This is a genomic window from Streptomyces sp. SudanB25_2051, assembly GCF_964272635.1.
Classification (GTDB): domain Bacteria; phylum Actinomycetota; class Actinomycetes; order Streptomycetales; family Streptomycetaceae; genus Streptomyces.
In genome coordinates, this window is sequence record NZ_OZ186787.1 from 5,010,474 (window position 1) to 5,026,280 (window position 15,807).

A 15,807-nucleotide genomic window follows, 5' to 3' on the forward strand; every position below is an offset into this window, starting at 1 on the left:
CTGTGCCGTCGTCCCATCCGGCCGCACTGGCCGGCGGACCGCGTCCGGGCCGCCCGTCCATGACGCCCGGGACCGGCAGCTCAGGCCGGCGGCGGCGTGGGAGGCGTCGTCGAAGGCCCCGGCGGCGTGTCGTGCCCGTCGTCCCGGTGAGCGAGCCGGTCCACGGCGTGCCTGGCCTTGACGGTGCCCGTCTCGATCTTGTCGGTGTACTTGCCCTTGGTCCTCTGGTCGACCATCCGGGCGGCCTTCTCGATGCCGTGGTCGATCTTGTGGCCGTGCTGCTGGGCGAGGTCCGAGACCTTGCCCTTGGCCGGGCCGAGCTTGGTCTTCAGCGTGTCCAGGAAGCCCATGGCCCACCTTCCCTCGAACTGGCCGGTTAGCACCGGACCGGCCGGACGGACCAGTTCCGCCGGCCCTGCTTACGCGCGGGCGCCTTCGCCTGCCTCGCGGTCGGCCGCCTCGTCGGCCGCTTGCTGCTTCGGGATCTCCACGCCTTCGGCCTCCTCCCGCTCCTCCCGCGCGTCCTGGCCGGATTCCGCCTCGGCCGCGGGCTCCTCGGAGCGCTCCCCGGATCCCGTCACACCGGACGGAGCGGCGGCCGGCTCCTGCGGGTCGGCCGTCGGCGTGGTACCCGCCGCCGGTGCGTCACCGACGGCTTCCGCGGACTGCTCGCCTTTCTCACCCTTCCGGCGAAACCATGCAAAAACGCCCATTTCAACTCCATAGCGTACTCGTGTGGGCGAAATCCCGCGCTGTCCGGAGCGCCCCATTGCGTCGCCCGGCAAGGCCGGTACCCGGACCGGCGGGCGGAACCTCGCAACTGGCAACGACGCCGTCAGCGCCCCGTCACGTAGCTCGTTCGGGGACACCCCCCGGCGTTTGCGAGACTGGGGCGGTGAGCAGCACAGTCCCCGCCCCCCGCGTCATCGCCGTCGTCGGCCCCACCGCAGCCGGAAAGTCCGATCTGGGCGTCCACCTGGCGCAGCGGCTCGGCGGCGAGGTCGTCAACGCCGACTCCATGCAGCTGTACCGAGGGATGGACATCGGCACCGCCAAATTGACCCCGGAGGAGCGCGGCGGCATCCCCCACCACCTCCTCGACATCTGGGACGTCACCCAGACCGCCAGCGTCGCCGAGTACCAGCGCCTCGCGCGCGCGGAGATCGACCGGCTGCTCGCCGAGGGCCGCACGCCCGTCCTCGTCGGCGGCTCCGGCCTGTACGTACGCGGAGCCATCGACGCCCTGGAGTTCCCCGGCACCGACCCGGCCGTCCGCGCCCGTCTGGAGGCGGAGCTGGAGGAGCGCGGCTCCGGCGTCCTGCACGCCCGGCTCGCCGCCGCCGACCCCGAGGCCGCCCGCGCCATCCTGCCCAGCAACGGACGGCGCGTCGTGCGGGCCCTGGAGGTCATCGAGATCACCGGCAAGCCGTTCACCGCCAACCTGCCGGGCCACGACTCCGTGTACGACACGATCCAGATCGGCGTGGACGTCGAGCGCCCCGAGCTGGACGCCCGGATCGCCGAGCGGGTGGACCGCATGTGGGAGGCCGGACTCGTCGACGAGGTGCGCGAGCTGGAGCGCGGCGGCCTGCGCGAGGGCCGCACCGCCTCCCGCGCCCTCGGCTACCAGCAGGTCCTCGCCGCGCTCGCGGGGGAGTGCACCGAGCAGGAGGCGCGCGAGGAGACCGTGCGCGCCACCAAGCGCTTCGCGCGCCGCCAGGACTCCTGGTTCCGCCGTGACCCGCGGGTCAGATGGCTCAGCGGAGGCGCCGCGGACCGCGGGGAACTCCCGCGCCGTGCCCTGACGTTGGTCGAACGAGCGGTTACAGCCTGATCACGTGATGGCATCGGGACGCCCTGCCCGTCATTTCCGTGGCCGTGGCCGTGCCATCATCGAGCATCGATCGACCAGTGGACCGAGTGGGGAGGGCGCGTGGCGATGGAGGCCGGCCCTCGCGACAGAGAACGGCGAGAGGCGCCGGACGGCGGAGAACCGCAGGCGCCGGAAGCGCCGCGGCTCAGCCCGGACGGCCCCGAGCTGACCGAGGACGGGGCGCAGGACATCACCCCCGACGAGGTCGAGGTGGAGCTGCGCCCGCAGCGGCGCCTGCGCATCTGGCAGCTCGCCCCGATCGTCGGCCTCGGCGCGCTCGGCTCCCTGATGTTCGCCTTCCCGCTGGCCTTCGGCTCCGGCGACGGCGGCGCCGTCCTCGCGATGCTCGGGCTGCTGCTGTGCGGCTGCGCGGCCGGCTGGGGCATGATGGCCGCCCGCCGCGTCGGCTACACCTGGCCCGGCCTGCCGCCGCGCGGCTCCGGTGAGCGCCCCGACTGGCGCGTGATCGCCCTGTACGCCGCGGGGGTCACCCTGATGGTCGCCCTCGCCGTCTGGCGCGTCGCCCGCCTGCGCTGACACCCGTCCGCACGGCGGGGTGGCACGCCCCGCCGGGCGCCCCCACCGCGCGGCATCACCGGGCGGGCGCACCAGCCCCACCGCGTGGCGCCACCGAGCACCGCCCGAAGCCACCAGGCGGGACGCGCTCCCGGCCCGTGGCCGCACGCCCGCCCGGTGCTTTGTCGTACCGGACCCGTACGATTGATCGCGTGACCACCGCACCCCTCGCCTTCCTCAAGGGACACGGCACGGAGAACGACTTCGTGATCCTGCCCGACCCGGACAACGCCATCGACCTGCCCGCAGACCTGGTGGCCAGGCTCTGCGACCGCCGCGCCGGCATCGGCGGCGACGGGGTGCTGCACGTCGTCCGCAGCGCCGCCCACCCGGACGCCCGCCACATGGCCGACGAGGCCGAGTGGTTCATGGACTACCGCAACGCCGACGGCTCCATCGCCGAGATGTGCGGCAACGGCGTCCGCGTCTTCGCCCGCTATCTGATGCACGCCGGGCACGTCACCGCGGGCGATGTCGCCGTCGCCACCCGCGGCGGCGTCAAGCCGGTCCACCTCGCGAAGAACGGCGACGTGACCGTCTCCATGGGCCGCGCCGTGCTCCCCGAGGCCGGGGTCACGGTGACCGTCGACGGCCGCAGCTGGCCCGCGCGCAACGTCAACATGGGCAACCCCCACGCGGTCGCCTTCGTCGAGGACCTCGCCCACGCGGGGACCCTCCACACCGAGCCGCCGTACGCCCCCGCCGCCGTCTACCCCGACGGGGTCAACATCGAGTTCGTCGCCGACCGGGGCCCCCGGCACGTCGCCATGCGCGTCCACGAGCGCGGCGCCGCCGAGACCCGCTCGTGCGGCACGGGCGCCTGCGCGGTCGCCGTCGCCGCCGCCCGCCGCGACGGGCTCGACCCGGCCGAGACCGGCACCCCCGTCACGTACACCGTCGACGTCCTCGGCGGCACGCTGGTGATCACCGAGCGGCCCGACGGGCAGATCGAGATGACCGGCCCCGCCGTGATCGTCGCCGAGGGGCACATCGACCCCGCCTGGCTCTCCGGGACGGCCGCCTGAGCACAGGCGGAATCGGCCGTCCCGGCACGGGACAGGAGCGGCCGTCCGGGCGGAGCGCCGGGACGGCCGTTCGCGTGCGGGGCGCACGCCGCCGTCAGGGCACGGGCCGAAACGGCCGTCTCGGCACAGGTTCGGTCAGCGGGCGAAACCGTACGCGCGCGAGCCTCCCTCGAATGGGTGATCCCGTTCACGCTGGGCGAGAGCGCGACTGCGCCACGTGGTGGGCTCGGTAGCATCAAGCACCGGCAGGGCGGCCACGCCGTACCCGCCCACCGCCGGTCGACGCCGCCGGAGGTGCCCCATGAGCGCAGAGGCCACCAACCCCAGTGCCACCGGCCGCAGGCGCGGCCGCCCCAGAATCGACCTGCGCAGGCTCGGCCGGGCCGCACTGCTCGGCCCCACCGCCCGCGACCGCCTGCCCGACGCCATCGGCCACGTCGCGGACGCGCACCGCGCCCACCACCCCGACGCCGACCTCGCCGTCCTGCGCCGCGCGTACGAGCTGGCGGAGTCCTCCCACCGGGGCCAGTTCCGCAAGAGCGGCGAGCCGTACATCACCCACCCCCTCGCCGTCACGCTCATCCTCGCCGAACTCGGCGCGGAGACCACGACACTGACGGCCTCCCTCCTCCACGACACCGTCGAGGACACCGACCTGACCCTCGACCAGGTCCGCGAGGAGTTCGGCGAGGAGGTCGCCTACCTGGTCGACGGCGTCACCAAGCTGGAGAAGGTCGACTACGGCGCCGCCGCCGAGCCCGAGACCTTCCGCAAGATGCTCGTCGCCACCGGCAACGACGTCCGCGTCATGTCCATCAAACTGGCGGACCGGCTCCACAACATGCGCACCCTCGGCGTCATGCGCCCCGAGAAGCAGGCGCGCATCGCCAAGGTCACCCGCGACGTCCTGATCCCCCTCGCGGAGCGGCTCGGCGTCCAGGCCCTCAAGACCGAACTGGAGGACCTGGTCTTCGCCATCCTCCACCCCGTCGAGTACGAGCGGACCCGCGCCCTCATCGCCCGCAACGCCGACGCGGGCGACGCCCTCGCGACCGTCGCCGACGACATGCGCACCGTCCTGCGGGACGCCGGCATCAGCGCCGAAGTCCTCGTCCGCCCCCGGCACTTCGTCTCCGTGCACCGCGTCAGCCTCAAACGCGGCGAACTGCGCGGCACCGACTTCGGGCGGCTGCTCGTCCTCGTCTCCGAGGACGCCGACTGCTACGCCGTGCTGGGCGAGCTCCACACCTGCTTCACCCCGGTGATCTCCGAGTTCAAGGACTTCATCGCCGCGCCCAAGTTCAACCTGTACCAGTCGCTGCACACCGCCGTCGCCGCGCCCGACGGCGCCGTCGCGGAGATCCTCATCCGCACCCACCAGATGCACAAGGTCGCCGAGGCCGGAGTCGTCGCCCTCGGCAACCCCTACGCCGCCCCCGCCGACGGCTCCGACACCGCCGACGACGGCGAGCGCGCCGACCCCACCCGCCCCGGCTGGCTCTCCCGCCTCCTCGACTGGCAGCAGTCCGCCCCCGACCCCGACACGTTCTGGACCTCGCTGCGCGCCGATCTCGCCCAGGACGGCGAGATCACCGTCTTCCTCCCGGACGGGGGCACCCTCGCCCTCCCCGCCGGCGCCACCTGCGTGGACGCCGCGTACGAGCAGCACGGCACGGCCGCCCACGCCTGCGTCGGCGCCCGCGTCAACGGCCGGCTCGCCACCCTCGGCACCGTCCTCCACGACGGCGACACCGTCCAGCCGCTGCTCGCCGAGGACGCCGGCTCCGGTCCGTCCCCCGACTGGCTGGAACACGCCATCACCCCCACCGCGCGCATCGCCATCAGCCACTGGCTGGCCACCCACCCCCACGACCCGGACACCCCGGCCGCCGACCCGCGCCCGCCCGCCGCCGCCGTCGTCACCGGCCCCCAGCCCACCGCCAACGCCGTCGTGGACGCCCCCCACACGGGCGTCCGCCTGGCGGGCTGCTGTACGCCCGTACCGCCCGACGCCGTCACCGGATTCTCCGTACGCGGCGGCGCCGTCACCGTCCACCGCACCGAATGCCCCGCCGTACGCCGTATGGAGAAACTCGGCCGGCAGCCCGTCGCCGTGCGCTGGAGCGGTGCCGCACCCTGCCGCGTCACGCTCGTCGCCGAATCGTTCGGCCGCCCCCGGCTGCTCGCCGACCTCACCGAGGCCATCGCCACGGCCGGTGCCGCGGTCGTCTCCGCCACCGTGGAACCCCCCGCCGAACAGCGCGTCCGCCACACCTACACGCTCCAGCTGCCTGACGCGAGCGGCCTGCCCGCGCTGATGCGCGCCATGCGCGACGTACCCGGCGTGTACGACGTGAGCCGCGCCCAGCACCCGGCCCAGTAGCCCTGCCCGGGCCCAGCACGTCCGGCCCCGCCCCGGTAGCCGTCCCGCGCCCAGCACCCGGCCTCGCCCCGGTAGCCCCTGTCCAGCGCGCCGACCCCGCCGGACGGACCACCGTGCGCCCGCGCGCCGCCCTCGTTCGGGTGCGCCGGGCGCGCGCCGCCCCGGAGCGCGCCCCGCACGCTGATAGCGGTGACCCATGACCCTCACCTCCCCACGCCTGCGCGCCGCCCTCCTCGCCGCGGCGTCCGCGGGGCTCATCGCGGCGGCCGTACCCGCACCCGAGCCGCTCGGCATCGGCGACCCGCTGTACCCGCACCTCGGCAACCCCGGCTACGACGTCCTCGCGTACGACATCGCCTTCACCTACACCGGCGACAACCGCAAGCCCCTCGACACCCTCACCAAGATCGACGCACGGGCCACCGAACGGCTGGACCGCGTCAACCTCGACTTCTCCCACGGCACCGTCACCTCCGTCACCGTCGACGGCAGCCCCGCCGACTTCAGCGCCGCTAAGGAAGACCTGGTCATCCACCCCGACCGGCCCGTCGCCAAGGGGGAGCGGCTCACCATCGCCGTCACCCACACGAGCGATCCGGCCGCCGCCGGGGACGACGGCGGGTGGATCCGCACCGCCGACGGCCTCGCCATGGCCAACCAGGCCGACGCCGCCCACCGCGTCTTCCCCTGCAACGACCACCCCGCCGACAAGGCGTACTTCACCATCCGCGTCACCACCCCCAAGGAGTTCGTCGCCGTCGCCAACGGCCGCGCCGTCGCCCACGCCGTCGCCGGACCCACGGCGACCACGACGTACCGGGGCGCCCACCCGATGGCGACGGAGCTCGCGCAGGTCTCCATCGGCCGCTCCGCCGTCGTACGCCGCACCGGCCCGCACGGACTGCCGCTGCGCGACGTCGTCCCGGCCGCCGACCGGGAGCGGATGGAGCGCTGGCTGCGCAGGACCCCCGCGCACCTGCGCTGGATGGAGGCCAGGACCGGCCGGTACCCCTTCGAGACGTACGGCGTGCTCGTCGCCGACACGACCACCGGCTTCGCCCTGGAGACGCAGACGCTCTCCCTCTTCGAGCGCGGCCTGTTCACCGACCCCGACCTGCCCCAGTGGTACGTCGAATCGATCATGGTGCACGAGCTGGCCCACCACTGGTTCGGCAACAGCGTCACGCCCCGCGCCTGGTCCGACCTGTGGATCAACGAGGGGCACGCCACCTGGTACGAGGCCCTGTACGCCGAGGAGACCGGCCACGCCTCGCTGGAGCGGCGGATGCGCGAGGCGTACGCCGCGTCCGACGGCTGGCGCGCCGCCGGCGGACCCCCGGCCGCGCCCCGCCCGCCCGGCCGCGGCGGCAAGAGCGGCCTGTTCCGGCCGGTCGTCTACGACGGCAGCGCCCTCGTCCTGTACGCCCTGCGGCAGGAGATCGGCACCGCCGCCTTCGACACCCTCCAGCGGCGCTGGGTCAGCGACCACGCGCATTCCACGGCGGGCACCGATGACTTCGTCCGGCTCGCCTCCGCCGTCGCCGGCCGCGACCTCACCGGCTTCCTGCGGGGCTGGCTGTACGGCGAGAAGACCCCGCCGATGCCCGGCCACCCCGACTGGCGCAGCAAGGCCCCGACCGCGACGAAGGCCCCTGCCCCGCCCCAGGCCCCGGCCGCACACGGGCGGAAACCCGCGTGACGGGTCCGGCGCGGCCGTGCGACCATCGTCACGTCGGCGGCGCCGCAGCGGAGTGGCCCGCCCCTTTCCGGGAATCATCCGTGAAGTGCGGGCGTTGAGTCCGACGAATCACTTTTCCATCGACGTAAGGACCCAATGACCTCCTCTTCATCCCCTTCCCAGGACAAGCAGAGCTCCGCGGAGCCGAACCGCGCCGAGAGCCTTCGGGCCGATGCCCTGATGGAAGAGGACGTCGCCTGGAGCTACGAGATCGACGGAGAGCGCGACGGCGACCAGTTCGACCGCCAGGAGCGCGCCGCGCTCCGCCGTGTGGCAGGCCTCTCCACCGAGCTCGAAGACGTCACCGAGGTCGAGTACCGGCAGCTGCGCCTCGAGCGCGTCGTGCTGGTCGGGGTCTGGACCTCCGGGACCGTGCAGGACGCCGAGAACTCCCTGGCCGAGCTGGCCGCCCTCGCCGAGACGGCGGGCGCGCTCGTCCTGGACGGCGTCATCCAGCGCCGCGACAAGCCCGACCCGGCCACGTACATCGGCTCGGGCAAGGCGGACGAGCTGCGCGACATCGTGCTGGAGACCGGCGCGGACACGGTCGTCTGCGACGGTGAGCTGAGCCCCGGCCAGCTCATCCACCTGGAGGACGTCGTCAAGGTCAAGGTGGTCGACCGGACCGCCCTGATCCTCGACATCTTCGCCCAGCACGCCAAGTCGCGCGAAGGCAAGGCGCAGGTCGCGCTCGCCCAGATGCAGTACATGCTGCCGCGGCTGCGCGGATGGGGTCAGTCGCTGTCCCGGCAGATGGGCGGCGGCGGCGGTGGCGGCATGGCCACCCGAGGCCCCGGTGAGACCAAGATCGAGACGGACCGGCGGCGGATCCGCGAGAAGATGGCGAAGATGCGCCGGGAGATCGCGGAGATGAAGACCGGGCGCGACATCAAGCGCCAGGAGCGCCGCCGCAACAAGGTGCCCTCGGTCGCCATCGCCGGCTACACCAACGCCGGCAAGTCGTCCCTGCTCAACCGGCTGACCGGCGCGGGCGTGCTGGTGGAGAACGCGCTGTTCGCCACCCTCGACCCGACGGTGCGCCGGGCCGAGACGCCCAGCGGCCGGCTCTACACGCTGGCCGACACGGTCGGCTTCGTCCGGCACCTGCCGCACCACCTGGTCGAGGCGTTCCGCTCCACCATGGAGGAGGTCGGCGACTCCGACCTGATCCTCCACGTGGTGGACGGCGCGCACCCGGCGCCGGAGGAGCAGCTCGCCGCCGTGCGCGAGGTGATCCGCGACGTGGGCGCGACCAACGTCCCCGAGATCGTCGTGATCAACAAGGCGGACGCGGCCGACCCGCTCGTCCTGCAGCGGCTGCTGCGGGTCGAGAAGCACTCGATCGCCGTCTCCGCGCGGACCGGCCAGGGCATCGCGGAACTGCTCGCGATGATCGACGCCGAGCTGCCCCGCCCGGAGGTCGAGGTCGAGGCGCTCGTCCCGTACACGCAGGGCGGACTCGTCTCGCGGGTGCACGCCGAGGGCGAGGTGATCTCCGAGGAGCACACCCCGGAGGGCACGCTGCTCAAGGCGCGCGTCCACAGCGAGCTCGCCGCGCTGCTGGCTCCGTTCAGCGCCGTGACGGCCTGACCGACAAACATGGAGCGGGGCCCCGGCCACATCGGCCGGGGCCCCGCTTCACTCTGCCGGGAGGGCCCGCTCAGCGTCCGGCGAACTTCTCGCTGACCGCCGTGAAGACACCCTTCGCCTCCGCGCCGAGGCGCGGCCCGGCGAGCCAGCCCGCCTGCACCGGCCCGATCGAGGTGTTCGACACCAGCGCCGGCTTGCCGTCCTTGCCCGTGGCCACCCAGCCACCGCCCGACGAGCCACCGGTCATGCTGCACCCGATGCGGTACATCGTCGGCTGGTCGGCCTTCACCGAGAGCCGGCCCGGCTTGTCGGCGCACTGGAACAGCTTCTGACCGTCGTACGGCGGCGCGGCCGGGTAGCCGGTCGCCTCCATGCTGGCGATCTTCGACACGGCCGGCGCCGCGAACTCGACCGGCAGCGCCGAGCCGACCGTCTCCTCCAGCGACTTGCCGCCGCTGCCCTTCTCCGGCGTCACATGGATGACGGCGAAGTCGTACGGGGCGCCCTGGCCGCCGGTCGGCGCGCCCTGGTCGATCCACTGCTGCGAGGTCTGCGCCCAGTCGCCCCACCACACGCCGTACGGCGCGATCTCCTCGCGGGACGCCTTCTCCAGCTCGGCCGTCGACAGGCCCTTGTCGTTGTACGACGGGACGAACGCGATGTTCCGGTACCAGCCGCCGTTCTTGCCCGCGTGGACGCAGTGCCCGGCCGTCCACACGAGGTTCGACTTGCCGGGGTTCGCCGGGTCCTTCACGACCGTGGCCGAGCAGACCATCGAGCCCTTGGGGCCGTCGAACAGCAGCTTGCCGGCCTCCGGCGCGCTGCTGTGGTACTCGGGCTCGACCTGCGTGGCCTCGATCCGCTTCGGGGTCGGGTCGGTCACCCCGGCGTCGTCGGGCAGGTCACCGTCCTCGACGGGCTGGTCCGGCTCCTCCGCCTCCCGCATGCGGTCCGGGTCCCACAGGTCCTCGATGATCGGGTTGACGAAGTCCTGGGCCTCACGCAGCCACTTGTCCTTGTCCCAGTTCTTCCACTCACCGCCCCGCCACTTGTCGAGGTCGATCCCGTGCTGCTTGAGCCGGTCCTTCAGATCGTCCGGGATGGTGATCTTCCCGTCCCCGCCGGGCGTCTGCACCGCGGAGGCGCTGGGCGCGGCGGCCGGGTCCTCCTCGGGACCGCAGCCCGTGGCGGTCAGCGCCAGCGCCGCCGCCACGGCGGTCGACGCGAGCAGCGGACGAATCGTTCGCATGAGTGATCCCCCTGGGACTTCGTGAACCGAGCGCCTCCGCGGAAGCGCTCCTCCAAACGCGGAACTACGGAGTACGGAACTCCGCACTCCGGCGGCACCGGGCGCTGCCGGGGCGCCGGACGCCGAAGTGCGGCCCCCACTATGCCGGTGCCGTTGGGGACGGCGTGCGGCAGGGCGGCGGTTCCCCCTAAGACGGATCTTCGATATGACCGTGATCCCCCGGAGATGTCGTCGTTGGTACGGGCGGACGCCCCGGCGGCCCCGAGGCGAACGCGGGGCGGCCGGGCGCCGTACCGATGTGCGACACCCCTACCGACGGGAGGACCCCAGACGTGGCCGCGACCGAACCAGCCACGGCGGCACCGCCCGCCGGCCCCGGAACCGCCCCGCCCGCCGGCGCCCCCGGCATCGCGCCCGCCCCGGGCGAGGCCACCCCGCCCACCGGCCTCCCGGCCGTCGGGGCCGCCGCATGCGAGCGAATCCCGCCCGCCGGACCCGAGGGCATCCTGCGGCGGCAGACCCTGCGCGAACCGGCCGCCCGCACCTACGCCCGCTCGCTGCCCGTCGTCCCCGTACGGGCCCGCGGCGTGACCGTGGAGGGGGCGGACGGCCGCCGCTACCTCGACTGCACCTCCGGCGCGGGCACCCTCGCACTCGGACACAACCACCCGGTCGTCCTCGAAGCCGTCAAGAAGGTCCTCGACTCCGGGGCGCCGCTCCACGTCCTGGACCTCGCCACCCCGGTCCGCGACGCCTTCACCACCGAACTGTTCGCGACCCTGCCGCCCGACCTCGCACGGGAGGCCCGCATCCAGTTCTGCGGGCCCGCCGGCACGGACGCCGTGGACGCGGCGCTCGACCTGGTCCGCGCCGCGACCGGCCGCACCGGCCTGCTCGCCTTCGCCGGGGCCCCGGCAGGCGGCGAAGCCCCGTACGGCGGCGAGGCCCCGCCCGGCCGCCCCGGCGCCCCGAGCGGCACCGGACGGGTGACGCGGCTGCCGTACCCGCACCCGTACCGCTGCCCGTTCGGCGTCGGCGGCGGGGGCGGCGCCGACCTCGCCGCCCGCTGGACCGAGACCCTCCTCGACGCCCCGGACTTCCGGACAGACCCGCCCGCCGCGATGATCGTGGAACCGGTCCAGGCCGGGGGCGGGGTGGTGCCAGCCCCCGACGGCTGGCTGCGCCGCATGCGGGAGATCACCGCCGCCCGGTCGGTCCCGCTGGTCGCCGACGAGACGCTGACCGGTCTCGGGCGTACGGGGGCGTTCTGGGCGGTCGGGCACAGCGGGGTCGTACCGGACGTGCTGGTCGTGTCCAGGGCGCTGGGCGGCTCGCTCCCGCTGTCCGTGATCGTCTACCGCTCCGCCCTCGACCGCGGCGGGCCGTGCGGGCGCGCCGACGCCTTCCGGGCCAACCAGCTGGCGATGGCGGCGGGGACGGCGACCCTCCGCTACGTACGGGAGAACCGCCTCGCGGAACGGGCCGCGGAGCTCGGCGCCCGGCTCCTGGCCCGGCTGCGGGAACTCGCCGCCGCGCACCCCGCCGTCGGGGACGTCCGGGGGCGCGGGCTCATGATCGGCGTCGAACTGGTCGACACGGACGCCCGCTTCGGGGACGTGCCGCCGCCCGCGCCGGCACTGGCGGAGGCCGTACGGCGGGAGTGCCTGGAGCGCGGCCTCATCGTCGGCACGGGAGGGCGGCACTCCGGCGTCGTGCGTCTCCTCCCGCCGCTGACGCTCACCGACGGGCAGGCCGACGCCGTACTGGACCGGTTCGCCGACGCCCTCGCCGCGGCCGAACGGGCCCAGCGCGGCTGAGAACCGCCCCGACCGTCAATCCGACGTGCCGGAATCCCCTCGCACGGGGAATTCCGGCTTCTGCGCGGGGCGGCCGCCGCCGGGGGAGTGGCCGGAACCGGACGGGGACCCCCGCGGGACGGGCCGACTGTCAGTGCGGCCCCGTAGGGTGGACGGGCTATGACGAAGCCATCCCTCCCCGAGCTCCTCCACGCCGCCGTCGCCGCCGTCGGCGGTACGGAAAGGCCAGGCCAGGTCGCCATGGCCGAGGCCGTCGCCCAGGCCATCGACGACGGGACGCACCTGCTCGTCCAGGCCGGCACCGGCACCGGCAAGTCCCTGGGCTATCTGGTGCCCGCCCTGGCGCACGGGGACCGCGTCGTCGTGGCGACGGCCACGCTCGCCCTCCAGCGCCAGCTGGTCGAGCGGGACCTGCCCCGCACGGTCGACGCGCTCCACCCGCTGCTGCGCCGCCGCCCCGAGTTCGCCATGCTCAAGGGCCGCTCCAACTACCTGTGCCTCCACCGCCTCCACGAGGGCGTCCCACAAGACGAGGAGGACGGGCTTTTCGACCCGTTCGAGGCCACCGCGCCGACCAGCAAGCTCGGGCAGGACCTGCTGCGCCTGCGCGACTGGTCGGACGAGACGGAGACCGGCGACCGCGACGACCTGACGCCGGGCGTCTCCGACCGGGCCTGGGGGCAGGTGTCGGTCTCGTCCCGCGAGTGCCTGGGGGCCACCAAGTGCGCGTACGGCGCCGAGTGCTTCGCCGAGGCCGCGCGGGAGCGCGCCAAGCTCGCCGAGGTCGTCGTGACCAACCACGCGCTGCTCGCGATCGACGCCATCGAGGGCGCCCCGGTCCTGCCGCAGCACGAGGTGCTGATCGTGGACGAGGCGCATGAGCTGGTCTCCCGGGTCACCGGTGTCGCCACCGGCGAGCTCACGCCCGGCCAGGTCAACCGGGCGGTGCGGCGGGCCGCGAAGCTCGTCGACGAGAAGGCCGCCGACCAGCTCCAGACGGCGGCCGAGGGGTTCGAGAAGCTGATGGAGCTGGCCCTGCCGGGCCGCCTCCAGGAGCTTCCCGAGGACCTGGCGTACGCGCTGATGGCGCTGCGGGACGCGGCGCGCACGGTGATCACGGCGCTGGGCAACACCCGCGACCGGTCGGTCCAGGACGAGGACGCCGTCCGCAAGCAGGCCCTGGCGTCCGTGGAGAACGTCCACGCGGTCGCGGAGCGCATCGCGAACGGCTCCGAGTACGACGTCGTCTGGTACGAGCGGCACGACCGCTTCGGCGCGTCCCTGCGGGTGGCGCCGCTGTCCGTCTCCGGACTGCTGCGCGAGAAGCTGTTCGCGGACCGGTCGGTCACGCTGACGTCGGCCACGCTGAAGCTGGGCGGGGACTTCAACGGTGTGGGGGCCTCGCTGGGACTCGCCCCCGAGGGGGTCGAGGGCGACGACCTCCCGGTGTGGAAGGGCATCGACGTCGGCTCGCCGTTCGACTACCGCAAGCAGGGCATCCTCTACGTGGCCCGGCACCTGGCGACGCCGGGGCGCGAGGGCAGCCGCACGGACATGATGGACGAGCTGGCGGAACTGATCGAGGCGGCCGGCGGCCGGACCCTCGGCCTGTTCTCGTCGATGCGGGGCGCGCAGGCGGCCGCTGAGGAGATGCGGGGCCGCCTGGACGTGCCGGTGCTGCTCCAGGGCGAGGACACGCTCGGTGAACTGATCAAGGCGTTCGCCAACGACGCGGAGACCTGCCTGTTCGGAACGCTCTCGCTCTGGCAGGGCGTCGATGTGCCGGGCCCCAACTGCCAGCTGGTGGTGATGGACCGCATCCCGTTCCCGCGCCCCGACGACCCGCTGATGAGCGCCCGCCAGAAGGCCGTGGAGGAGGCCGGGGGCAATGGCTTCATGGCCGTCGCCGCGACGCACGCCGCGCTGCTGATGGCGCAGGGCGCGGGCCGCCTGGTGCGCGCGACGGGCGACCGGGGAGTGGTGGCGGTCCTGGACCCGCGCCTGGCGAACGCCCGGTACGGCAGCTTCCTGCGCGCCTCCATGCCGGACTTCTGGTACACGACGGACCGCAATCAGGTGCGCCGCTCCCTGGCGGCCATCGACCAGGCGGCGAAGGAGAAGACGGCGGTCTGAGGCCGGAGGCGCCACGGCGGCCGAAACACGGCGGCGCGCCCCGCACCGCCGGTGCGCCGGGCACAGCGCGGCCGGACATGACACGGCATCGTCGACTGGCCGAAACGCGGCGGCGCGCCCAGCACCGCCGGTGCGCCGGGCATGGCAGGGCCCCGGGACCGGCGCAGGGGTCCCGGGGCCCGGTCGGGGGCCGGCGGGTGTCAGACCCGCCGCAGAACCGCCACCACCTTGCCGAGGATGGTCGCCTCGTCGCCAGGGATGGGCTGGTAGGCGGCATTGTGCGGGAGCAGCCAGACATGGCCGTCCTCGCGCTTGAAGCGCTTGACCGTGGCCTCGCCGTCGAGCATGGCGGCCACGATGTCACCGTTCTCCGCGACGGGCTGGCGGCGGACCGTCACCCAGTCGCCGTCGCAGATGGCGGCCTCGATCATGGAGTCGCCGACGACCTTCAGGACGAACAGCTCACCGTCGCCCACCAGCTGCCGGGGGAGGGGGAAGACGTCCTCGACGGACTCCTCGGCCAGGATCGGACCACCGGCGGCGATCCGGCCGACTAGCGGGACGTACGACGCGGCGGGCTTGCCGGCCGTGTCCGGGGGCTGGGTGCTCGGCTGGTCGGAGCCCCGCACCTCGTACGCGCGCGGGCGGTGCGGGTCGCGCCGCAGGAAGCCCTTGCGCTCCAGCGCCATCAGCTGATGCGCCACCGAGGACGTGCTCGACAGGCCGACCGCCTGGCCGATCTCCCGCATGGACGGTGGGTATCCCCGTCGCTGGACCGAGTCGCGGATGACCTCGATCACCCGCCGCTGCCTGTCCGTGAGGCCCGAGCTGTCCGCCCGGATGCCGGGAGGTCGGCCGGGGAGCGCTCGTGCGGGCTTGGCGGGCTCGGGCGTCGTGCCCGCATCGTTCGCGTTCTTCACGGTCATGGCGTGTACCGGCTCGAATCGGCCCTGGGAGCGGTCCTGGGCTGTGATGGTGGCACTGTCTGCGGTGGTGGTCACGTCGGCCCCTCTCGAATGGTCTCCCTGGCTGGCACAACGGTAGTTGCTTTCGAAAGGTTGCGCCAAACACACGTTCGAGTGAAAAAACGCGGAATGGCTTACGTGTGCGTGCGCCTGGGTGTATGTGCGACCTTTCGCCGCCGGCGGCGCGGAGGCAATTCGGGCTATTACGGTATCGCCCGCCGCTCATGGAAAATCGCGCACCCCCCGCGGCGCGGCGCGACACGCCGTCCGCCGAGCGTTCCCAGCGGCTCGGCGCGGGGTGCCCCGCAGGGGTCCGGGGCGGGCGGTGCCGTAGGCTCGTGCGCGGCCCGCAAGCCGGTGGGCGGCGCGACACGCGCTGCGCCGCGAATGAGGCTCGGCCCCTACATGTAGTGGTTGCATGGTGACAGCCACCTAGAAGTTGTGGTCCCCCGTCCAAT

General features: G+C 73.9%; 12 protein-coding genes. 8 read left to right on the plus strand and 4 right to left on the minus strand.

What is annotated here, in order from left to right; translation table 11 throughout:
• Positions 1-80: 80 nt before the first annotated feature.
• Together ACSUPT_RS22525 and ACSUPT_RS22530 are read right to left on the minus strand one after the other, a co-directional pair.
• On the minus strand, positions 81-350 hold the full coding sequence (locus ACSUPT_RS22525; protein ID WP_351965055.1) for an antitoxin: 270 nt from the start codon (positions 348-350) through the stop codon (positions 81-83).
• Between the two features lie 69 nt (positions 351-419).
• Positions 420-713, minus strand: a complete 294-nt coding sequence (locus ACSUPT_RS22530; protein ID WP_399219384.1) for a hypothetical protein — start codon at positions 711-713, stop codon at positions 420-422.
• Positions 714-895: 182 nt separating this feature from the next.
• On the opposite strand from ACSUPT_RS22530, the gene miaA reads away from it, so the two are divergent.
• From miaA to hflX, 6 genes are all read left to right on the plus strand, one after another.
• Entirely contained in the window at positions 896-1,834 is a 939-nt protein-coding gene (miaA, locus tag ACSUPT_RS22535; protein WP_351965053.1) for a tRNA (adenosine(37)-N6)-dimethylallyltransferase MiaA, read from the plus strand.
• A gap of 105 nt (positions 1,835-1,939) precedes the next feature.
• Complete coding sequence (locus tag ACSUPT_RS22540) at positions 1,940-2,410, plus strand: hypothetical protein (protein WP_351965100.1); 471 nt, start codon at positions 1,940-1,942, stop codon at positions 2,408-2,410.
• Positions 2,411-2,601: 191 nt separating this feature from the next.
• Positions 2,602-3,474 (plus strand): diaminopimelate epimerase, encoded by an 873-nt coding sequence (gene dapF / locus ACSUPT_RS22545; protein ID WP_361657778.1) that lies wholly within the window; start codon positions 2,602-2,604, stop codon positions 3,472-3,474.
• 301 nt (positions 3,475-3,775) lie between these two features.
• Positions 3,776-5,857: a RelA/SpoT family protein gene (locus tag ACSUPT_RS22550; protein ID WP_436945378.1), complete on the plus strand. Its 2,082-nt coding sequence runs from the start codon at positions 3,776-3,778 to the stop codon at positions 5,855-5,857.
• Positions 5,858-6,053: 196 nt separating this feature from the next.
• Positions 6,054-7,556 carry a M1 family metallopeptidase gene (locus tag ACSUPT_RS22555; protein ID WP_436945379.1) on the plus strand — a complete coding sequence of 501 codons (1,503 nt, stop codon included), beginning with the start codon at positions 6,054-6,056 and terminating at the stop codon, positions 7,554-7,556.
• 135 nt (positions 7,557-7,691) lie between these two features.
• Positions 7,692-9,185, plus strand: coding sequence for a GTPase HflX (hflX, locus tag ACSUPT_RS22560; protein WP_351965049.1), 1,494 nt, complete (start codon positions 7,692-7,694; stop codon positions 9,183-9,185).
• 70 nt (positions 9,186-9,255) lie between these two features.
• Here the strand turns inward: hflX and ACSUPT_RS22565 are convergent, their stop codons facing one another.
• The gene (locus ACSUPT_RS22565; RefSeq protein ID WP_361657767.1) at positions 9,256-10,434 is read right to left on the minus strand and encodes a trypsin-like serine peptidase; all 1,179 of its coding nucleotides are present in this window, start codon (positions 10,432-10,434) and stop codon (positions 9,256-9,258) included.
• A 479-nt stretch (positions 10,435-10,913) separates the two neighbouring features.
• Here ACSUPT_RS22565 and ACSUPT_RS22570 point away from each other — a divergent pair, with 479 nt between their 5' ends.
• Positions 10,914-12,251, plus strand: a complete 1,338-nt coding sequence (locus tag ACSUPT_RS22570) for an aminotransferase class III-fold pyridoxal phosphate-dependent enzyme (protein ID WP_436946252.1) — start codon at positions 10,914-10,916, stop codon at positions 12,249-12,251.
• Positions 12,252-12,410: 159 nt separating this feature from the next.
• Entirely contained in the window at positions 12,411-14,384 is a 1,974-nt protein-coding gene (locus ACSUPT_RS22575) for an ATP-dependent DNA helicase (RefSeq protein ID WP_351965047.1), read from the plus strand.
• A gap of 200 nt (positions 14,385-14,584) precedes the next feature.
• Here ACSUPT_RS22575 and lexA read toward each other — a convergent pair whose 3' ends face one another.
• On the minus strand, positions 14,585-15,385 hold the full coding sequence (lexA, locus tag ACSUPT_RS22580) for a transcriptional repressor LexA (RefSeq protein ID WP_351965046.1): 801 nt from the start codon (positions 15,383-15,385) through the stop codon (positions 14,585-14,587).
• Between the last annotated feature and the right edge of the window lie 422 nt (positions 15,386-15,807).